Raw genomic sequence first — 18865 nt, forward strand, 5'->3', positions numbered from 1 at the left:
CAGCCACCCGGTATACCGGCGGTCAACCCTGGCCCGCCCGCACCCTATGCCGGCCCTCACCACCCAGCCCGGCTCCCCCGCCCAGCCCGGCCCGTCCCCTCCCCCGGACCGCCGACGCGCCGCGGGCGGGGACGACAGCGGGCCCGGCCGCCGAGGCAGCCGGGCCCGCGTGGAGCAGGGTCGTCAGGCGGTCACGAGGGAGCGCAGGACGTACTGCAGGATGCCGCCGTTGCGGAAGTAGTCCGCCTCGCCGGGCGTGTCGATGCGCACGACCGCGTCGAGCTCGACGCTCTCGCCGCCGTCCTTGGTCGCGACGACCTTGACCGTCTTCGGCGTCGTGCCCTCGTTCAGGGCGGTGACGCCGCTGATCGCGAAGGTCTCGGTGCCGTCGAGGCCGAGGCTGTCGGCGCTCTGGCCGGCCGGGAACTGCAGCGGCAGGACGCCCATGCCGATCAGGTTGGAGCGGTGGATGCGCTCGTAGGACTCGGCGATGACCGCCTTGACGCCCAGCAGGCGCGTGCCCTTGGCGGCCCAGTCACGCGAGGAACCCGAGCCGTACTCCTTGCCCGCGAGGATGACCAGCGGGACACCCGCCTCCTGGTAGGCCGCGCTGGCGTCGAAGATCGTGCTCTGCGCGCCGCCGTCGAGGAAGTTGCGGGTGAAGCCACCCTCGACGCCGTCCAGCAGCAGGTTCTTCAGCCGGATGTTGGCGAAGGTGCCGCGGATCATGACCTCGTGGTTGCCGCGGCGGGAGCCGTAGGAGTTGAAGTCCTTGCGCTCCACGCCGTGCTCGGCGAGGTACTTGCCCGCGGGGCTGTCGGCCTTGATCGCGCCGGCCGGGCTGATGTGGTCGGTCGTGACCGAGTCACCGAGCTTGGCCAGGACACGGGCGCCGGCGATGTCCTCGACCGGGGTGATGTCCATGGACATGCCCTCGAAGTACGGGGGCTTGCGCACGTAGGTCGACTCGCCCTCCCAGTCGAAGGTCTCGCCCTCCGGCGTGGGCAGGGACTGCCAGCGCTGGTCGCCGGCGAAGACGTCGGCGTAGTCCTTGGAGAACATCTCCTGGTTGATCGAGGTGGCGATGGTGCGCTCCACCTCGTCCGGCGTCGGCCAGATGTCGCGCAGGAAGACGTCGTTGCCCTCGGTGTCCTTGCCCAGCGGGTCGGACTCGAAGTCGAAGTCCATCGTGCCGGCGAGGGCGTAGGCGATGACCAGCGGCGGCGAGGCCAGGTAGTTCATCTTCACGTCCGGGTTGATCCGGCCCTCGAAGTTGCGGTTGCCCGAGAGCACCGAGGTCACCGCGAGGTCGTTCTCCTGCACCGCGGCGGAGACCTCCTCCGGCAGCGGGCCGGAGTTGCCGATGCAGGTGGTGCAGCCGTAGCCGACCAGGTGGAAGCCCAGCTTCTCCAGGTAGGGGATCAGGCCGGCCTTCTCGTAGTAGTCCATGACGACCTTGGACCCGGGGGCCAGGGAGGTCTTGACCCACGGCGCCGACGCCAGGCCCTTGTCGACGGCCTTCTTGGCCAGGAGCGCGGCCGCCAGCATCACCGACGGGTTGGAGGTGTTGGTGCAGCTGGTGATCGAGGCGATCGCCACGATGCCGTGGTCGAGCTCGACCTCCTGGCCGCCGGCGAGGGCGACCGTCACCGGGCGCGAGGAGCGGGCCGAGCCGTCGCCGGTGAACGCCGGGGCCGAGCCGCCGTTGGCCGGGCTGTCCGGGGTGGGCGGGTCGCTGGCGGGGAAGCTGTCGCCGAGGACGTCGTCGCCCTCGCGGTGCTCGACGTACTCCGGCAGCACCTTGCGGAAGGAGGTCTTGGCGTCGGTGAGCGCGATGCGGTCCTGCGGACGCTTGGGGCCGGCGATCGAGGGCACGACCGTGGACAGGTCGAGCTCGAGGTACTCGGAGAAGCGGGGCTCGACCGACGGGTCGTGCCAGAGGCCCTGCTCCTTGGCGTAGGCCTCGACGAGCGCGACGGACTCCTCGGAGCGGCCGGTGAGGCGGAGGTACTCCGTGGTCACGTCGTCGATCGGGAAGATCGCGCAGGTGGAGCCGAACTCCGGGCTCATGTTGCCGATGGTGGCGCGGTTGGCCAGCGGCACGGCGCCGACGCCCTCGCCGTAGAACTCGACGAACTTGCCGACCACACCGTGCTTGCGCAGCATCTCGGTGATCGTCAGGACGACGTCCGTGGCCGTGGCGCCGGAGGGGATCTGGCCGCTCAGCTTGAAGCCCACGACGCGCGGGATGAGCATCGAGACGGGCTGGCCGAGCATGGCCGCCTCGGCCTCGATGCCGCCGACGCCCCAGCCGAGGACGCCGAGGCCGTTGACCATCGTCGTGTGGGAGTCGGTGCCGACGCAGGTGTCGGGGTAGGCCACGCCGTCACGGACCATGACGGTGCGGGCCAGGTGCTCGATGTTGACCTGGTGCACGATGCCGGTGCCGGGCGGGACGACCTTGAAGTCGTTGAACGCCGTCTGGCCCCAGCGCAGGAACTGGTAGCGCTCGCGGTTGCGCTCGTACTCCAGCTCGACGTTGCGCTCGAAGGCGTCGGCGCGGCCGAACACGTCGGTGATGACGGAGTGGTCGATGACCATCTCGGCCGGCGCGAGCGGGTTGATCCGGGTCGCGTCGCCGCCGAGGGCCACGACGGCCTCGCGCATGGTGGCCAGGTCGACCACGCACGGCACACCGGTGAAGTCCTGCATGATCACGCGCGCCGGCGTGAACTGGATCTCGGTGTCGGGCTCGGCCGAGGGGTCCCAGCCGGCGAGGGCGCGGATGTGGTCGGCGGTGATGTTGGCGCCGTCCTCGGTGCGCAGGAGGTTCTCCAGCAGCACCTTCAGGCTGTACGGCAGCGTCGCGCTGCCCTCCACCGCACCCAGGCGGTAGATGTCATAGGAGGCATCGCCCACCTGCAGGGCGCCCTGTGCTCCGAAGCTGTTCACGCTCGTGCCGCTCACGGCCGGCTCCTTCCACGATTTATCTTGACGTCAAGATATCTAACCACACGCCGGTCAGGGCAGGACAGCGGGGTCCACGCCCACACCCGACCGATCCTGCTCCAGTGCCGCACGCAGGCCAAGGGGGATCGCCACCTTGCCGCGGTCGGCGACCGCCACGCACACGTAGGTGATCGACACGTGGGCGCACGGCTGCCCGGTCCGCTCCCCCGCGCCGGTGCGCACGACGTCGTAGCCCAGGCGGAACGAGGTCGTGCCGAGGTGCTCGACCCGCACCCGGATCTCGGCGGACTCGAACGCCTGGAGGCTGTCCACCCAGTCCAGCTCGGCCCGGCGCAGCACGGCGTCGTGGCCGGACTCGCGCAGCACCTGGTAGCCGTGGCCGAGGTGCTCCAGGTAGGCGCTCATCGCCTCGTCGCACCACCCGAGGTACCACATGTTGAAGACGACCCCGAGGGAGTCGACCTCGAAGAAGCGCACGTCCACCGGGTAGCGGAAACCGTTGTCAGCGCTCACGATCGCGCTCCTCCTCCACCCGCTCGAGGATGGCGATGCACTCCATGTGGTGCGTGAACGGGAACGCGTCGAACGCCCGCACCGACCGTATGCCGTAGCCGGCCTCCCGCGCGTAGCCCAGGTCGCGCGCCAGCGCGGCCGGGTCGCACGCGACGTAGGCGACGAGCCGGGGCCGCATCGCGGCGACGTCGCGCACGACGGCGCGCCCGGCGCCGGTGCGCGGCGGGTCGAGGACGACGAGGTCGGCGCGCACCTGCTGCCGCACCAGGTTGCGCAGCTCGCGGTCGACCCGGTCGCGGCGCACCTCGGCGTGGGGGCGCGAGGCCAGGTTGCGCTGCGCGTCGCGCACCGCGCCCGCACCGGACTCGACCGCCAGCACGGTGCCCTCCGGACCCACCGCATCGGCGAGGGCCGCGGCGAACAGGCCCACCCCGGCATACAGGTCCAGGGCCCGCTCCCCCGGCTGCGGGGACAGCGAGGTCAGGACGTGGTCGACGAAGGTGGCGGCCGCGCCCGGGTGCACCTGCCAGAAGCCGCGCGCCCCGACCCGGAACTGCCCGCTCCAGCCGCTCTCGGTGCTCACCCGTTCCTGCACGTGCGGTGCCTGCCGCTCGCCCGCCGGCAGCGGCACGGTCACGACCTCGGGCCCGCCACTGGGGGCGATCACGTCGACGGCGGTCGAGCCCGGCCAGCGCCGGGACAGGACGCCGCTGCCGATGACCGCCTCGCTCGCGATCAGGCAGTCGTCCACCGCGACGATGTCGTGGGAGCGGTGCTGCCGCAGGCCGGGCCGGCCGTCGCCGTCGACGGCGAACTCCACGCGGGTGCGCCAGCGCAGCCCGTCGGCGTCACCGGGCACCGCCTCGACCGGCACCTGCAGGTCGAGGCCGGCGAGCCGGTGCAGCTGCTCGGCGAGCACCGCGGCCTTGAGCTCGCGGGTGTAGGCGGGGTCGGCGTGCTGGAAGTCACAGCCGCCGCACATCCCCGGGCCGGCGAACCGGCAGGGCGGGGTTACGCGGTGCGCGGAGGCCTCGAGCACCTCGACCGCGTCGCCGCGCAGGAAGCGGTCGCCCTCGTGGCCGGAGGTCACCCGCACCCGGACCCGCTCCCCCGGCAGGGCGTGCCGGACGAAGACGACCTGCCCCTCGTGCCGGGCGACGCAGTGGCCCCCGTGCGCGACCGGGCCCACCTCGACCTCGACCTCGATGCCGACGAGCGAGGGGCGCTCCGGTCCGTCCACGGCCGCGGTCACGACCCGCGCCGGACGGAGCCCACGCGGGAGCGGTCGAGCCGCTCCTCCACGCCCTCGGACGAGCGCAGCTGCCAGGGCACGCTGGCGACCATGACGCCGGGGGTGAACAGCAGCCGGCCCTTGAGCCGCAGCGCACTCTGGTTGTGCAGCAGCTGCTCCCACCACCGGCCGAGGACGTACTCGGGGATGTAGACCATGACGACGTCGCGCGGGCTGGAGCGACGGACCGACTTGACGTAGTCGACGACCGGCCGCGTGATCTCGCGGTAGGGCGAGTCGAGCACCTTCAGCGGCACCGGGATGTCGCGCTTGTCCCAGTCCTGCTGCAGGCTCCGGGTCTCGTCGCCCTCGACGTTGACGGTGATCGCCTCGAGGACCGACGGGCGGGTGGCCCGGGCGTAGGCCAGGGCCCGCAGGGTCGGCTTGTGGATCTTGGAGACCAGGACGATCGCGTGCACCCGGGAGGGCAGCAGCTGGGCGTCGGCGTCGGCCTCGGCGACGTGGAGCTCGTCGCGCACCCGCTGGTAGTGGCGCTGGATCGCCAGCATCAGCACGAACAGGACCGCCATGGCCGCGATGGCGTAGCCGGCGCCCTTGATGAACTTGGTCGCCAGGACGACCAGCAGGACCGTGCCGGACATGAAGGCGCCGACCGTGTTGATCACCCGGCTGCGCATCATCCTGCTGCGCTCCTTGGGGTCCCGCTCGACCCGCAGGTGGCGGTTCCAGTGCCGGATCATGCCCGTCTGGCTCAGCGTGAACGAGACGAAGACGCCCACGATGTAGAGCTGGATGAGCTTGGTGACCTCGGCGTTGTAGATGAAGATCAGGAACGCGGCCGCGCCGGCGAGGATGAGGATGCCGTTGCTGAAGGCGAGCCGGTCGCCGCGGGTGTGCAGCTGGCGCGGCAGGTAGCCGTCCTTGGCCAGGATCGAGGCCAGCACCGGGAAGCCGTTGAAGGCGGTGTTCGCGGCGAGCACGAGGATGATGCCGGTGACGATCGAGACGAACACGACGCCGGCGGGGAAGCCGTCGAACACCGTCTTGGCGAGCTGGCCGATGATCGTGTCCTGCTGGTAGCCCGGGCCGACGGGGTGGCCGTGCAGCCAGAGCTGCGTGGCGGGGTTCTCGGCGTACTTGATGCCGGTCATCCGGGTGAGCGTGATGATCGACATCAGCATGGTGACGGCGATCGTGCCCATGAGCAGCAGGGTGGTCGCGGCGTTCTGGCTCTTGGGCTTCTTGAAGGCCGGGACGCCGTTGGAGATCGCCTCGACACCGGTGAGTGCGGCACAGCCGGAGGAGAAGGCGCGCAGCAGCAGGAACATCGCCGCGAAGCCCATGATCCCGCCGGACCCTGGCTCGGGCACGAGGGTGAACTTCGCGCTCTCGGCGTGGGGCAGGCCGCCGAGCGCGGCGCGGGCGAAGCCGAACAGGCCCATGCCGATGATGCCGAGCATGAAGGCGTAGACGGGGACCGCGAAGGCCGAGCCGGACTCGCGCACGCCCCGCAGGTTCATCGCCGTCAGGAGCACCACCAGCACGATCGCGATCGGCATCTCGTGCCCGCGCAGGAACGGCATCGCGGCGGCGGCGTTCTGCACGCCCGAGGAGATCGACACTGCCACGGTGAGGACGTAGTCGACCAGCAGCGCGCTGGCGACGGTCAGTCCGGCGCGGGCCCCGAGGTTGACCGTGGCCACCTCGTAGTCGCCGCCACCGGAGGGGTAGGCGTGGACGTTCTGCCGGTAGGACGCCACCACCACAAGCATGACGAAGACCACGCCGAGGCCGATCTGCCACGAGTGGGTGGTCGCGAAGGCTCCGCCGGCGACCGCCAGGGTCAGGAAGATCTCGTCCGGGGCGTACGCGACCGACGACAGGGCGTCACTGGCGAAGACCGGTAGCGCGATCCGCTTTGGCAGCAACGTCTCCCCGAGGCGGTCGCTGCGCATGGCGCGCCCGACGAGGAGGCGTTTGATGATCCGACCGGTGGTTGGCACGACGCAACTCTAGGGCGCCTCGGCGGGCCGACGCGGCCCACACCCCCCGCGGTGTAGCGTCGGCGCCGTGCATTTCGTCATCATGGGCTGCGGCCGTGTCGGGTCCACCCTGGCGCTGAGCCTGGAGAGCCAGGGCCACGACGTGGCCGTCATCGACCAGAACAGCACGGCCTTCCGCCGGCTGGGCAGCACCTTCGAGGGCAAGCGGGTCACCGGGGTCGGCTTCGACCGGGACACGCTCAAGGAGGCCGGCGTCGAGGACGCCTACGCCTTCGCCGCGGTCAGCAACGGTGACAACTCCAACATCCTCGCCGCCCGGGTGGCGCGCGAGACCTTCGGCGTCGAGCACGTCGTCGCCCGCATCTACGACCCGGGCCGGGCCGAGGTCTACCAGCGCCTCGGCATCCCCACCGTGGCCACCGTGCGCTGGACGGCCGACCAGATGCTGCGCCGCCTGCTCCCCCAGGGCTCCGTGCCCGAGCACACCGACCCCAGCGGCCAGGTGCTCATCGCCGACGTCCCGGTGAACCCGGGCTGGGTCGGCCGGCGGATCACCGAGCTGGAGTCGGTGTCCGGCACCCGCGTGGCCTACCTGACCCGCCTGGGCGAGGGGCTGCTCCCGGCGGGCGACACCGTCTACCAGGACGGCGACATCGTCCACCTGGTCATGACCACCAGCTCGCTGACCGCCGTCGAGCAGATGCTCGACCAGCCGCCGCCGGCCCACTGAGCGCCCGTCCCAGAAAGGACCCACGCCCACCATGCGCGTAGTCATCGCCGGCGCCGGCAGCGTCGGCCGCTCCATCGCCCGGGAGCTGCTGCACAACGGCCACCAGGTGCTGCTCATCGACAAGGACGCCGACGACGTCCAGGCCGGCCGGGTCCCCGAGGCGTCCTGGCTGCTGGCCGACGCGTGCGAGATCGCGGCGCTGCACGAGGCCGGCCTGGCCGACTGCGACGTCGTGGTGGCCGCGACCGGTGACGACAAGGCCAACCTCGTCGTCTCGCTGCTGGCCAAGACCGAGTTCGGCGTCCCCCGCACGGTCGCCCGGGTCAACAACCCCAAGAACGAGTGGATGTTCGACGAGGCCTGGGGCGTCGACGTGGCCGTGTCCACGCCGCGCCTCATGACCGCTCTCGTCGAGGAGGCCGTCAGCGTCGGCGACCTGGTCCGCATCTTCCAGTTCCAGCAGGGCACCGCGACCATGGTCGAGCTCACGCTGCCCCCGGACAGCCCGTTCGCCGGCAAGCGGGTCGGGGACATCCCCTGGCCGGGCGACAGCGTCCTCGTCGGCATCATCCGCGAGGACCACCCGATCGCCCCCAGCCGCGACGACTCGGTCGAGGCGCACGACGAGCTGCTCTTCCTCACCACGCCCGAGGTCGAGGACGCCCTCGAGGCGATGCTCAGCCCCGGCAACCGCGTCCCCCGCGGCATGGAGGGCTGAGCGCGCCGTCGACCGGGGGTCTCGATGCGAGGAGGGGGCGGCCGCGCCATGCGGCCGCCCCCTCCTGGCCTCCGGGCCCCCACCCGGTATGCCGTGTGCCTCAGTCGGTGGGGCGCGCGCCGGCGGCGAGGTCCTCGGCCGCCGCGGCCGTGCGGCCGCGCATGAGGATCGCCGCCATCACGGCGACCGCGGCGAGGTAGGCCGGCCAGCCGAGCACCAGCTTGGCGACGCCGAGCAGCGTGACCTGGGACGCGGCATACAGCGGTCCCATGATGACCAGGCGGAGGGCGTAGAGCCCGACGAGGACCAGGGTGAGGCGCTGGCAGACGCGCACCAGCCCCGGGTCGCGCCGCCAGGCGGTGGGGTCCTCGGCCATGCGGGGGTCGCCGGCCGCGACGACGAACCCGACGAGCGGCCACCGCGTGACGACCGAGACCAGAGCCATCAGGCAGAGCCCGGCGTTGGTGAGGATGCCCGGCAGGAAGGCCGCCTCGGCGCGGCCGCTGCGCAGCGCGAACGCCGCCGCGACCGCCGTGGCGAGGACCGACCCCATGACGTAGCGGGGGGTCTGGCGCGCCAGGAGGCGGACCAGCAGCAGGGCCACGGCGACGACCGCGGAGGCCACCACCGCCGTCATGACGTCGTGCCGCCACGACCAGGCCGCCACGAACGCCACGGTCGGCAGGGCCGCCTCGACCGAGCCGCGCAGGCCGCCGACCGCGGCCGAGAGCCGCGCCCGGATGAGGGCCTCGACCGTGGGGGCATCGGCGGTGCGGGCCTCGGCGGAGGGGTCACCCACGGGCGCCCTCCCCCGGGCCTGCGCCCGGGTGGCCGGCGCGGGCACCGACTCCGGCTCCGGGTGCTCAGTGGCCACGGGCGGGCTTGATGTCGTAGGCCGGGTTGAACATGGTGGGCACCCCTCGCTGGTAGGTGACCCGACCCCGCACCGTGAGGTAGGTGCCGGGCTCGATCCCCTTGATCTCCCGGCGGCCGAGCCACACGAGGTTGAGTCGCTGGCTGCCGTCGTAGAGCTCGGCGACCAGGGCCGGCACGTTGACCCGGGGCCGCAGCGTGATGCTGCGCACCGAGCCACAGACGCTCGCGGTCTGGCGGTCGACCAGGTCGGCGATGGGCGTGCCCCCCAGGCGGTCGCTGTCGGCCTGGAGCTCACCGGCCTCGATCTCGGCCTCCGACTTCGTCAGGCGCGAGGCCAGCCGGTGCAGCAGCCCCGCCTCCTCCCGGCCTCGGGTGCGCTCTGCCTCGGGCATCGGGTCAGCCACCTCGGTTCTCAGCGGATCTCGGTGATCTCGGGGCCACGCTCGAAGGGGCTGAAGTCCTCCGTCGCCTGCGGCTCCGGGGCGTCACCACCAGTCTGCTGCGCGTCCGCCGGCAGCTGCAACGGCAGCAGGTCCCGCGGGGCCATCGCCTCGGTCCCCCGGACCACGACCGTGGCCCGCACCATGTCCAGCAGCGGCGCCGCGGCGACCTCGTCCACCGCGGCGCGGCCGCTGAGGACCGCGCGCAGGAACCAGCGCGGGCCGTCGACACCGAGGAAGCGCGCCGGGGAGTAGACGGTGCGACCCTCCGGGGTCTGCCCCGGCATGCGGGTCTGGAGCTCGACGCCCAGCGGACCCTGCACCTCGTCGGCGGTGCCGCCCTGGCGGGTGATGCTGCCCGCGATCTCGTGCCGGATCTGGTCCCACAGGCTCTCCGAGCGCGGCGCGGCGAACGCCTGCAGCTGGACTGCCGACTCGCCCAGGACCGCCGTGACACCCACGATGCTCTGGGACTCGTCGTCGATCTCGAGGCGCAGCTCCATGCCCGGCACGCCGGCGACCCAGAGCGAGCCGAGGTCGAGGCGTCCCTCGGGGCCGGGCACCTGCTCCCGGTCGTAGGGACCGGACGTGCCCACCGGCGCGCTGGCAGCCGCCTGCACGTCCTCCCCCGCTGCCGCCTCGCGCCCGGCAGCGGTGTCGGTCTCGACCGGGGTGTCGGTCTCGTCGTGGTCGGGTGCGGCGTTCTTGCCGCGGCGGAACAGGCTCACTGGTTGTCCTCGTCCTTCATGTCGTGGTGCGGGGGCGTGCCGAAGCCGCCACTGGCGCCATGGCCAGTCTCCCCCCGTGCGGTGCCCGGTAGCGAGTCCACCTCGATGAACCGGGCCTGGCTCACCTGCTGGATGACCAGCTGGGCGATGCGGTCCCCGCGGTGCACCGTGAACGGCTGCTCCGCGTCAGTGTTGAGCAGGTTGACCAGCACCTCTCCGCGGTAGCCCGCGTCGACGGTGCCCGGTGCGTTGACGATCGTGATGCCGTGCCGCGCGGCCAGCCCCGAGCGGGGGTGCACGAAGCCGGCGTAACCCTCGGGCAGGGCGAGGGCGATGCCGGTCGGGACGAGCTCGCGCCCGCCCGGCGGCAGCGTCACGTCCCGGCGCGCATGCAGGTCCACCCCGGCGTCACCGGGGTGGGCACGGACCGGCAGCGGGAGCTGCGGGTCGAGTCGCTGCAGGAGCACCGGGACGCGATCGGGGTCAGTCACGGGGACCGACCCTATCGGGCCGTCATGGCGCCGGGGTCAGCTCACGCGGCGCACTCGCTGCAGACCGGCAGTCCGCCGACCTCCTTGGCGAGCTGGCTGCGGTGGTGCACGAGGAAGCACCGCGAACAGGTGAACTCGTCCGCCTGGCGCGGGAGCACCCGGACCGACAGCTCCTCACCTGAGAGGTCGGCGCCGGGCAGCTCGAAGCCCTCGGCCTGCTCGGTCTCGTCCACGTCGACGCTCGAGGAGCTCTTGTCCACGCGGCGGGACTTCAGCTCCTCGATCGAGTCGGCGGACTCCTCGTCGTCGTTCTTGCGTGGCGCGTCGTAGTCAGTCGCCATGAGTGGTGTCGCTCTCCTTGGAGGTCTGTCCGGTGGTGCAGAAAGTCTGGATGGTGGATGGCAGCCGGGTTAACGCAGAAGGTCCCGGATTTGTGCCCACCTGCGCGGCGGATTGTGCCTCATCGGGGGCCGGCGCACATCAACCGGGGTCCGGGGTGTCGTCCCTGAGCCCTGTGCACCCCCCTCCCCGTTCACGCCCACCCTCCCGACATCGGTGTGAGCAGGCCCACATCCGCGTCCAACGATGCAGGTCACGGGGCCGGGTTGGCCAGATCTTTACCGTCCGTTAGGCCAATCATCAGTCGTGCGATTGGCAACACCGACCGGGGCACCTCGTAGAGTCGGCGCGCCGAACAACCACGGGAGGTGGACATGACTGAGTTCCACGCGGAGATCCGCGAGCGGGTTCAGCAGGCCCTCGAGTCGCTCGAGGCCGCCCGTCGCGCAGGCGATGACTATCTGGTGGGTGTGCGGGAAGGCGAGCTCGAGTCCTTGGCCCACCTGGCCGCGGAGCACGGTCTCCACGTCCCGGAGCTGGCCGGGTACGCCCCTGAGGAGCGCGCCGCCAGCTGATCACAGCACCTGCACCACCCGATGCGTCACGGGATGCATCACGAGAAGGCCGGTGGCCGGGCACGACGCCCGGCCACCGGCCTTCTCCATGTCTTCTTGTATGCGGTCCGCCCGTCGGCCGGGTCCGCCGCGTCCCCGGGCGTGCCGTCCCAGTCGGCCCGGAGCCGCCTCACCCCGCCCGGGAGTGCAGCTCGCGCAGTCGGGACCCCAGTACCGGCGCCAGCGCCGGTGACGTGGCCACGACGAGCTCCTCGCTCGGCGGCTGCCCGGGCAGCCCGCTGACCGCGGCGCCGGCCTCGGTGGCCACGAGCCAGCCGGCGGCCAGGTCCCACGGGTTGAGCCCCCGCTCGTAGTAGGCGTCGACCCGACCGGCCGCGACGGAGCACAGGTCGAGCGCGGCGCTGCCGGCGCGCCGGATGTCCCGGATCTGCGGGACCAGCTCGGCCAGCACCGCGGCCTGCTCGCGCCGGACCTCGGAGCGGTAGCCGAACCCGGTGGCCACGAGGGCCTGGCCCAGGACGTCGGTGCCGCTGACGTGCAGCCGCCGGCGCCCGGATGCGGTCAGCAGGTGGGCGCCCCCGCCGAGCCGGGCGTGGAACATCTCGCCGCTGACCGGGTTGTAGACGGCACCGGCGACGGGCCGCCACTGCCCGGGCCGGGTCGGGTCGCCGAGGACGGCCCCGATGGAGACGCAGTAGGACGGGATCTCGTAGAGGTAGTTGACCGTGCCGTCGATGGGGTCGACGACCCAGGTGAGCCCGGTCGTGCCGTCCGTGGCACCGTCCTCCTCCCCCAGGATCGCGTCGTCGGGGCGCGCAGCGCCCAGCAGAGCGCGCAGCAGCTTCTCGCAGCCCTGGTCCATCACGGTGACGACGTCGGTGGCGCTGCTCTTGGTCTGGGCCACCCCCAGCCCCCGGGGGCGCTCGTCGACGATGAACCGGCCGGCCTCCTGGGCAATGTCGACCGCCAGTCGCTCCACCGCCGCCAGGTCGAGCCCCGCGGGCAGGTCGGCAGGCAGGTCGGTGGGCACGTCGGGGCGCGCGGCGCCGCCCTGGCCGCTGGCCATCAGTCGCTCCCGCACAGCGCCGGCTTGGCCACGCGCAGGTTGGGGCAGCAGCCCGGTCGGCACACGACCGGCCGGGTGTCGGTGCCCGGCCACGTCGGCTGGGCCGGGGTCTCCTCGCGGGCCAGGGCGGCCCGCTCGAGGACCAGGTCCACCAGCCCCATGACGAACTCCTCGTCGGTGCCCACGGTCGGCACGCGCACCATCTGCAGGCCCAGCTCGTCCGCGGTCCCGGCGGCCTCGGTGTCGAGGTCGAAGACGACCTCCATGTGGTCGGAGACGAAGCCGATCGGGGCGACCACGACGGCCCGCACGCCCTCGGCGTGCAGCGCCTTGAGGTGGTCGTTGATGTCGGGCTCGAGCCACGGCTGGCTCGGCGGGCCCGACCGCGAGCAGTAGACGAGGTCCCACTCCAGCGAGCGGCCCAACGTCGCGTTGACCTCGGCCGTGACCGCGGCCGAGAGGTCGAGGTGCTGGCGGCGGTAGAGGTTGCCCTCGCCGTCGCCGGGGCCGGAGGTGTCGTCCATGGCCTCGGGCACCGAGTGGGTGACGAACACCAGCCGGACCTGCTCGTCCGGCAGCGCCAGCCCGCGCGCGGCCTCGGTGACCAGCCGGGTGTTGGCCCGGCTGAACCCGGGGTGGTTCCAGTAGGGCCGGACCTTGTCCACGGCGACCTCCACCCCCTCCTCGGCGAGGGTCCCGACGGCGGCGGCGAGGTCCTCGCGGTACTGCCGGCAGGAGGAGTAGGAGGAGTAGGCGCTCGTCACCACGGTGACCACCCGTCGCATACCGGCCTCATGGGCCTGCCGGAGGGTGTCGGTGACGAACGGCTCGGAGTTGCGGTTGCCCCACAGCAGCGGCGTGGTGACCTCCCGCCGGTCGAGCTCGGCGCGCAGCGCGGCGAGCAGCGCACGGTTCTGGTCGTTGATCGGGCTGCGGCCGCCGAAGTGCAGGTAGTGCTCGGCCACCTCGGCCAGGCGCTCGTCGGGGATCCCCCGGCCCGCGGTCACCCGGCGCAGGAACGGCATGACCTCCTCGGGCTGCTCGGGCCCCCCGAAGGACAGCAGCAGGATGGCGTCGTAGGGCGCGAGGGCCTCGGTCCCAGGGGCGGCGTCGGACGTGCTCATGTGGGGTCTCCGGTTCGCAGGGGGGTGGGGGCGTTGAGGTCGAGGACGACGGCCGTCATCCGGACGGCGAACACGACCGCCACGACCGACCACACCACCGTCTCGGTCAGGTGGTGGGCGCGGTAGGCGATCACGACCAGCGTCGAGCCGAGCAGCGCGGGCACGGCGTAGAGCTCGCGGCGCAGCACCTCGGGGACCTGGCCGGCGAGGACGTCACGCAGCATGCCGCCGCCGATGGCCGTGATGACGCCGACGAGGACGGCGGTCATCGGGGCGGTGCCGACGCCGAGCGCCTTGAGCGAGCCGGCGACGGCGAAGGCCGCCAGACCCGCGGCGTCGAGGATGCGGACCAGCTTGCTGATCCGGGCGACGCCGGGGTGGAACAGGAACGTCACGAGGCCGGCGAGGCACGCGGCGGTGACCAGCCGCCAGTCGCTGAGGCCGACCGGGGGGAGCTGGCCAATGAGGACGTCGCGCATCACGCCGCCGCCGAGGGCGGCCGCGCCGGCGAGGACGAGCACCCCGAAGAGGTCGAGGCGCTTGCGGACGGCGACCAGCCCACCGGAGAGGGCAAAGACGAACACCCCGACGAGGTCGAGGATCAGCTGGAGGTGGGCGTCCCTGGTGAGCATGGTCGTAGGCAAAAGTACCGGTGCGGCGTGGCCGCTTCCTCCGGGGCCGACGAAGGTGGCAGAGTCGGAGTCCTGCCGGGCGTGGACGTGGATCCGGCGGAGGTGACCGGGAGAAGGCGAATGCAGGACCTGCGACTGATCGGCGTGCACGAGGACGGGGAGCACCTGCTGCTCGCGGCGGCGGACGGCACCCGCTTCCGCGTGCGCATCGACGAGCCCATCCGGGCTGCCGTGCGCCGGGACCGACCCCGCCTGGGCCAGCTCCAGATCGAGGTCGACGGGGGTCTGCGCCCGCGCGACGTCCAGGCCCTCATCCGGGCCGGGGCCTCGGCCGAGGAGGTCGCCGGGCGCGCCGGCTGGCCGGTGGAGAAGGTGCGCCGCTACGAGGGGCCGATCATCGCCGAGCGCGAGCACGTCGCGGGCCTGGCCCGTGAGGTGCGCGTGCGCGGCCGCGGGTCCTCCGGCGCCTCCGCACCGACCCTCGCGACCCGGGTCAACCAGCGCCTCGCCGGCCGGGGCGTCGAGCCCACCGACGCGAGCTGGGACTCCTGGCGCGCCGACGACGGCCCGTGGACGGTCGTCCTGACCTTCCCCGCCGGCGGTCGCCAGCGCCAGGCGTCCTGGCACTACCACCTGACCGACCGCACGGTCGTCGCCATCGACGACGAGGCCCGCTGGCTCAGCGAGGACGAGCAGCCGGTGGCGCCGGGGCCGATCCCCGCGCCCCACCTCGCTTCCGTGCCGGTGCGCTCCAGCACGGTCTACGACGTCGAGGCCGAGGGCGGCGTCCACGCCGCCGCGACGCGTCCGGTGGAGCGCCCCGCCGAGCCGCTGGACCTGATGACCGCGATGCGGGAGCGCAGCACCGCGCGGTCGCGTCGCCGCCCGGGCGGGCGCCGCGACGCTTCCCCGGTCCCGGGCCCGACGACCCCCACGCACGTGCCGGGCGCCGAGGACGCGCCCGAGGAGGCCGTCCCGCTGGAGCACATCGCCTACGACCCCGCGACGATGCCCCCTCCCCCGCCGGCCCACGGCCACGAGGAGGCCCACGCCCACTGGGACGTGGCTCCGGCCGCGGACGACCTGCCCGAGGAGGCGCTCGACGCCCCGGGGCCGGTCGCGGACCCGAAGGGCCGTGGTCAGGGCACCCGCGAGGAGACCTTCGCCGACGACGCCGACGAGCTGCTCGAGGACCTGCCGGAGGGTGCGGACGAGGACGAGGAGGACCGGGACGAGCCGCCGGTCGCCAAGCCCGCGGCCAAGGCGGAGGAGCCGGCCCGGCCCACGCGCCGCAACGGCCGCCCGAGCGTGCCGAGCTGGGACGACATCATGTTCGGTGCGCGCCCGGGGTCCGACCGGGGCTGATCCCCGGCCCCGGCCCCGCGACGCCGCGCCCGGAGCGCTGGACCTGCCAGCCGAGCAGTGCCACGACCAGCCCCCAGAGGGCGCAGACCGGGTGCAGCCAGGACACCGACCGGATGAACGCCAGCTCGACGGCGATCCAGCCGACGAGCAGCACCCCCGCCGCGACCAGGAGTGTCGGGGCCCGGGAGTCGCCACGCCAGGCGGCGACCGCGGCCACGGCCATGGGCAGGCCCACGACCAGGAGCAGCGCCGCGCCGGCGAAGACCATGCTGCCCCACGGGAGCCGGCCGTTGATCTCCTCGCCGAAGTCGATGCTGCCGGTCCACAGGCCGACCGCACCGGCGGCACCCCCCACGGCCATGACCCCGGCCAGGACCGCGTCCACCCGAAGCACGGCGCGCTCGTCCATCGCCCACCTCCGTATCCGGCGGCGCACCTGCGAGCGCCCGCTGGACCCAGCATCGGCGCGACGGGACCGGCAGGGTCCGGGCGAAGGTCCCGGGGCCTCCTCACCCGCCGGAGCTCAGGCCGCCCGGCTCAGGCTGGAGGGGCAGCTGCCGGCTGCAGGCCGGGCAGCGGGCACAGGTCGAGGTCGAACGGCAGCACCTGGGCGGAGGGCGCCGCGGCCCGGGCCGCCGCCGAGGTCATCCGGCGCATGTAGTGGCGCCGGCAGAGCACCTCGTACTCCACCACGCCGACGGTGCTGCTGGCGGTGTCCCCGACGACGACCTGCTCCCCCTCGATGACCATCACCCCGTCGATGACCCGGGCGTTGTGGGTGGCCCGGCGCCCGCACCAGCACAGGGCCTCGACCTGGAGCACCTGGACCTTGTCCGCCAGCTCGATCATCCGGCGGGAGCCGGGGAACAGCGCGGTGCGGAAGTCGGCCGTGATGCCGAACGCGTAGACGTCCACGCCCATCTCGTCGACGAGCCGCGCGAGCTGCTCGACCTGCTCGGGGGTGTAGAACTGCGCCTCGTCGCAGATGAGGTAGTCCACCGCGCGCCCGGCGGTGGCCTGGTCGACGATCGCGTCCCAGAAGTCGAGGTCGTCGCTGACCTCCAGCGCCGGCGTCGCGAGGCCCAGCCGCGAGGACAGGACGGACTCCCCGGCCCGGTCGTGCTTGGTGAAGATGAGGCCACGGCGCCCGCGGGCCGCGTGGTTGTGGTCCATCTGCAGCGCGAGGGTGGACTTGCCGCAGTCCATGGTGCCGGAGAAGAAGACGAGTTCAGCCACGGACCGCAACCCTATGCGTTGTCGCGCGCCGGCACCCGCAGGAGGGGCACCGACACCTCCTCGGGGGTGAGCGACCCGTGCAGGCCGAGCAGCGCGAGCAGCTGCGGACGGGCCGTGCGGGAGTCCACGATCGCGAAGTTGTCGCGCATGGGGACGATGATGTCGCCGATCCGCGGCCGGACGTGCTCGGCGACCGGGCCGAACCAGCCCTGGGCGATCGCCTCGTCGCGCTCGAGGACCCAGGCCCGCTCCGAGAGCCGCGAGCGCCAGGTCTGCACGACGTCGGCGGTGGCGCCTGGCTCGCAGTACAGCTGCAGCGAGCGCGCCTCCCCGCCGACATGGCGTATGCCGGCGGCCAGCTCGGGGTCGTGGCCGAGGTCGATCCGCAGGGCGTGCGGGGCGTCGACCATGCCGTGGTCGGCGGTGATGTGGATGGCTGTGTCGGGCGGGACCTCGGCGGCCAGCCGGGCCATGGCCCGGTCGATGGACTCCAGCTCGTCGCCCCACTCCCAGGACTGGCAGCCGTGCACGTGACCGACCTTGTCCAGATCGCCCCAGTAGAGGTAGACCAGCGCGCGGGGGCTGGCCCGGACGGCGGCGACGGAGGCAGCGACGCGGTCGTCGAGGGAGGTCGCGGCGCGGAAGGACCCGCCCCGCACCGCGGCGTTGGTCAGCCCGGAGCCGTCGAAGAAGGCCGGGCCGACCCGGGTCACCTCCACCCCCGCCGCCTGGGCCCGCTGGAACACGGTCTCGGCCGGCTGCCAGCGCAGCGGGTCCGGCCCGTCCTCCCAGGACAGCTCGTTGAGCAGCCGGTCCTCCCCCGGCACCAGCACCTCGTAGCCGACGAGGCCGTGGGCGCCCGGCGGCAGGCCCGTGCCGAAAGTCGCCATGCTCGTGGCGGTCGTGGACGGGAAGCCGGCGGTCAGCCGGTAGGCCGCGGGCAGGAGGCTGCGCAGGAAGGGCGCGTGGCCGCTGCGCTGGCGCAGCAGGTCGTAGCCGAGGCCGTCGACGAGGACGACCACGGCGCGCCGGGCCTCGGGCAGGTCGATCCCGTGGGCCACGCCGTCGTCACCTGGCAGCGGCACGCCCAGCGAGCGGGCGACGGCGGGCAGCACCCCCGCGAGGCCGGCGTCGTCATAGCTCGGTGCGAGGACCTGCCCGGACACCTGCGCCCCCTCCTCAGCGGCCGATGGTCGCCGACATGGCCCTCGCGAACGCCATGGCCTGTTGCAGTGCAGGCTGGCCGTCGGCGGCGGCGCTGACCCGCAGGCTGATGTCGTCGGCGGTGATGGTGCCCTCGTAGCCGTGGTCGGCCTCGCAGCTGGGGTCACCGCACACCGCCGGCACCATGTCGATCCGGCTGACGGTGCCCCACCCGAGGGTCACCGTGACCTCGCGACCCAGCGAGCCGGGCTGGTAGCTGTCCGGTGAGGCCACGACGTGGGTGAGCATGACGCCGCGGACGGCGCTGAGCGGCACGCTCTCGGTGGTCGCGGTCGCGACCGCCTCCGCGTCGCCGTGGTCGCCGTGCTCGCCCTGGTGGTCGTCGGCGTGGGCGATGACCAGCCGCAGCGGCGTGAGCACCAGGACGGTGATGTGCCGGCGCACGGTGTCGTGGTCGAAGGTCGTCTCCTGGTGCACCAGGTGGGAGAGCACCTCGTCACCGGCGAGGGCGGACTCCACGACGTCGGCGACCAGGGCCGGGTAGTACCCCGCGCGCTCGATGTCCCGGGTCAGCGCGGTCGGGAGGGGCGTGGAGGTCTGCTCGGTCGGTGGTGCCATGGGGTCATCCTTGCGCACGCACGCC

20 protein-coding genes are annotated in these 18865 nt (G+C 73.1%); 4 read left to right on the forward strand and 16 right to left on the reverse strand.

Going from position 1 to position 18865, the window contains the following annotated elements:
• Positions 1–183: 183 nt before the first annotated feature.
• From acnA to AC3ANM_RS02305, 4 genes are read right to left on the reverse strand one after another with little or no spacing between them, the layout of a single operon-like run.
• Positions 184–2967 carry an aconitate hydratase AcnA gene (gene acnA / locus AC3ANM_RS02290; RefSeq protein WP_488286519.1) on the reverse strand — a complete coding sequence of 928 codons (2784 nt, stop codon included), beginning with the start codon at positions 2965–2967 and terminating at the stop codon, positions 184–186.
• Positions 2968–3021: 54 nt separating this feature from the next.
• On the reverse strand, positions 3022–3483 hold the full coding sequence (locus AC3ANM_RS02295; protein WP_488286520.1) for an acyl-CoA thioesterase: 462 nt from the start codon (positions 3481–3483) through the stop codon (positions 3022–3024).
• Positions 3473–4735 (reverse strand): class I SAM-dependent RNA methyltransferase, encoded by a 1263-nt coding sequence (locus AC3ANM_RS02300; RefSeq protein ID WP_488286521.1) that lies wholly within the window; start codon positions 4733–4735, stop codon positions 3473–3475. The genes AC3ANM_RS02295 and AC3ANM_RS02300 overlap by 11 nt, the downstream gene beginning before the upstream one ends.
• Complete coding sequence (locus AC3ANM_RS02305) at positions 4732–6738, reverse strand: APC family permease (protein ID WP_488286522.1); 2007 nt, start codon at positions 6736–6738, stop codon at positions 4732–4734. Before AC3ANM_RS02305 ends, AC3ANM_RS02300 begins: the two co-directional genes overlap by 4 nt.
• A 67-nt stretch (positions 6739–6805) precedes the next feature.
• Here AC3ANM_RS02305 and AC3ANM_RS02310 point away from each other — a divergent pair, with 67 nt between their 5' ends.
• Together AC3ANM_RS02310 and AC3ANM_RS02315 are read left to right on the forward strand one after the other, a co-directional pair.
• Positions 6806–7468: a potassium channel family protein gene (locus AC3ANM_RS02310; RefSeq protein ID WP_488286523.1), complete on the forward strand. Its 663-nt coding sequence runs from the start codon at positions 6806–6808 to the stop codon at positions 7466–7468.
• Between the two features lie 31 nt (positions 7469–7499).
• A complete protein-coding gene (locus AC3ANM_RS02315) occupies positions 7500–8186 on the forward strand; it encodes a potassium channel family protein (protein WP_488286524.1) in 687 nt (228 codons plus the stop codon).
• A gap of 100 nt (positions 8187–8286) precedes the next feature.
• On the opposite strand, the gene AC3ANM_RS02320 is transcribed toward AC3ANM_RS02315, so the two are convergent.
• The 5 genes from AC3ANM_RS02320 to AC3ANM_RS02340 all read right to left on the reverse strand — a co-directional run bounded on the left by AC3ANM_RS02320 (position 8287) and on the right by AC3ANM_RS02340 (position 11062).
• Entirely contained in the window at positions 8287–8985 is a 699-nt protein-coding gene (locus AC3ANM_RS02320) for a DUF3159 domain-containing protein (RefSeq protein ID WP_488286525.1), read from the reverse strand.
• Between the two features lie 64 nt (positions 8986–9049).
• On the reverse strand, positions 9050–9454 hold the full coding sequence (locus AC3ANM_RS02325; protein ID WP_488286526.1) for an OB-fold nucleic acid binding domain-containing protein: 405 nt from the start codon (positions 9452–9454) through the stop codon (positions 9050–9052).
• 20 nt (positions 9455–9474) lie between these two features.
• A complete protein-coding gene (locus tag AC3ANM_RS02330) occupies positions 9475–10230 on the reverse strand; it encodes a DUF3710 domain-containing protein (protein ID WP_488286527.1) in 756 nt (251 codons plus the stop codon).
• Positions 10227–10721: a dUTP diphosphatase gene (gene dut, locus AC3ANM_RS02335; protein ID WP_488286528.1), complete on the reverse strand. Its 495-nt coding sequence runs from the start codon at positions 10719–10721 to the stop codon at positions 10227–10229. The genes AC3ANM_RS02330 and dut overlap by 4 nt, the downstream gene beginning before the upstream one ends.
• A 41-nt stretch (positions 10722–10762) precedes the next feature.
• Entirely contained in the window at positions 10763–11062 is a 300-nt protein-coding gene (locus AC3ANM_RS02340; RefSeq protein WP_141788378.1) for a DUF4193 domain-containing protein, read from the reverse strand.
• Between the two features lie 372 nt (positions 11063–11434).
• Here AC3ANM_RS02340 and AC3ANM_RS02345 point away from each other — a divergent pair, with 372 nt between their 5' ends.
• Positions 11435–11635, forward strand: coding sequence for a hypothetical protein (locus AC3ANM_RS02345; protein ID WP_488286529.1), 201 nt, complete (start codon positions 11435–11437; stop codon positions 11633–11635).
• Positions 11636–11804: 169 nt separating this feature from the next.
• Here AC3ANM_RS02345 and AC3ANM_RS02350 read toward each other — a convergent pair whose 3' ends face one another.
• The 3 genes from AC3ANM_RS02350 to AC3ANM_RS02360 are packed head-to-tail and all read right to left on the reverse strand — an operon-like array spanning position 11805 to position 14457.
• Entirely contained in the window at positions 11805–12701 is an 897-nt protein-coding gene (locus tag AC3ANM_RS02350; protein ID WP_488286530.1) for an inositol monophosphatase family protein, read from the reverse strand.
• Positions 12701–13825: a ferrochelatase gene (locus AC3ANM_RS02355; RefSeq protein ID WP_488286531.1), complete on the reverse strand. Its 1125-nt coding sequence runs from the start codon at positions 13823–13825 to the stop codon at positions 12701–12703. Before AC3ANM_RS02355 ends, AC3ANM_RS02350 begins: the two co-directional genes overlap by 1 nt.
• Entirely contained in the window at positions 13822–14457 is a 636-nt protein-coding gene (locus tag AC3ANM_RS02360) for a trimeric intracellular cation channel family protein (RefSeq protein WP_488286532.1), read from the reverse strand. Before AC3ANM_RS02360 ends, AC3ANM_RS02355 begins: the two co-directional genes overlap by 4 nt.
• A 120-nt stretch (positions 14458–14577) precedes the next feature.
• On the opposite strand from AC3ANM_RS02360, the gene sepH reads away from it, so the two are divergent.
• Positions 14578–15822 (forward strand): septation protein SepH, encoded by a 1245-nt coding sequence (gene sepH / locus AC3ANM_RS02365; RefSeq protein WP_488286533.1) that lies wholly within the window; start codon positions 14578–14580, stop codon positions 15820–15822.
• On the opposite strand, the gene AC3ANM_RS02370 is transcribed toward sepH, so the two are convergent.
• The 4 genes from AC3ANM_RS02370 to AC3ANM_RS02385 all read right to left on the reverse strand — a co-directional run bounded on the left by AC3ANM_RS02370 (position 15785) and on the right by AC3ANM_RS02385 (position 18840).
• On the reverse strand, positions 15785–16231 hold the full coding sequence (locus AC3ANM_RS02370) for a hypothetical protein (protein ID WP_488286534.1): 447 nt from the start codon (positions 16229–16231) through the stop codon (positions 15785–15787). The genes sepH and AC3ANM_RS02370 overlap by 38 nt on opposite strands.
• 128 nt (positions 16232–16359) lie before the next feature.
• Positions 16360–17058, reverse strand: a complete 699-nt coding sequence (locus AC3ANM_RS02375) for a thymidine kinase (RefSeq protein WP_488286535.1) — start codon at positions 17056–17058, stop codon at positions 16360–16362.
• Between the two features lie 11 nt (positions 17059–17069).
• Complete coding sequence (locus tag AC3ANM_RS02380; protein ID WP_488286536.1) at positions 17070–18224, reverse strand: alkaline phosphatase family protein; 1155 nt, start codon at positions 18222–18224, stop codon at positions 17070–17072.
• A 13-nt stretch (positions 18225–18237) separates the two neighbouring features.
• Positions 18238–18840 carry a DUF5998 family protein gene (locus AC3ANM_RS02385; protein WP_488286537.1) on the reverse strand — a complete coding sequence of 201 codons (603 nt, stop codon included), beginning with the start codon at positions 18838–18840 and terminating at the stop codon, positions 18238–18240.
• Positions 18841–18865: the final 25 nt, after the last annotated feature.

The sequence above is a fragment of the Oryzihumus sp. JJN4-3R genome (genome assembly GCF_057747915.1).

Bases quoted from the DNA above. Each gene is read 5' to 3' on its own strand.
- sepH (WP_488286533.1), top strand. From the start codon at position 14,578: ATGCAGGACCTGCGACTGATCGGCGTGCACGAGGACGGGGAGCACCTG.
- AC3ANM_RS02385 (WP_488286537.1), bottom strand. From the start codon at position 18,840: ATGGCACCACCGACCGAGCAGACCTCCACGCCCCTCCCGACCGCGCTG.
- AC3ANM_RS02370 (WP_488286534.1), bottom strand. From the start codon at position 16,231: ATGGACGAGCGCGCCGTGCTTCGGGTGGACGCGGTCCTGGCCGGGGTC.
- AC3ANM_RS02355 (WP_488286531.1), bottom strand. From the start codon at position 13,825: ATGAGCACGTCCGACGCCGCCCCTGGGACCGAGGCCCTCGCGCCCTAC.
- AC3ANM_RS02350 (WP_488286530.1), bottom strand. From the start codon at position 12,701: ATGGCCAGCGGCCAGGGCGGCGCCGCGCGCCCCGACGTGCCCACCGAC.
- AC3ANM_RS02325 (WP_488286526.1), bottom strand. From the start codon at position 9,454: ATGCCCGAGGCAGAGCGCACCCGAGGCCGGGAGGAGGCGGGGCTGCTG.
- AC3ANM_RS02315 (WP_488286524.1), top strand. From the start codon at position 7,500: ATGCGCGTAGTCATCGCCGGCGCCGGCAGCGTCGGCCGCTCCATCGCC.
- AC3ANM_RS02345 (WP_488286529.1), top strand. From the start codon at position 11,435: ATGACTGAGTTCCACGCGGAGATCCGCGAGCGGGTTCAGCAGGCCCTC.
- AC3ANM_RS02360 (WP_488286532.1), bottom strand. From the start codon at position 14,457: ATGCTCACCAGGGACGCCCACCTCCAGCTGATCCTCGACCTCGTCGGG.
- AC3ANM_RS02340 (WP_141788378.1), bottom strand. From the start codon at position 11,062: ATGGCGACTGACTACGACGCGCCACGCAAGAACGACGACGAGGAGTCC.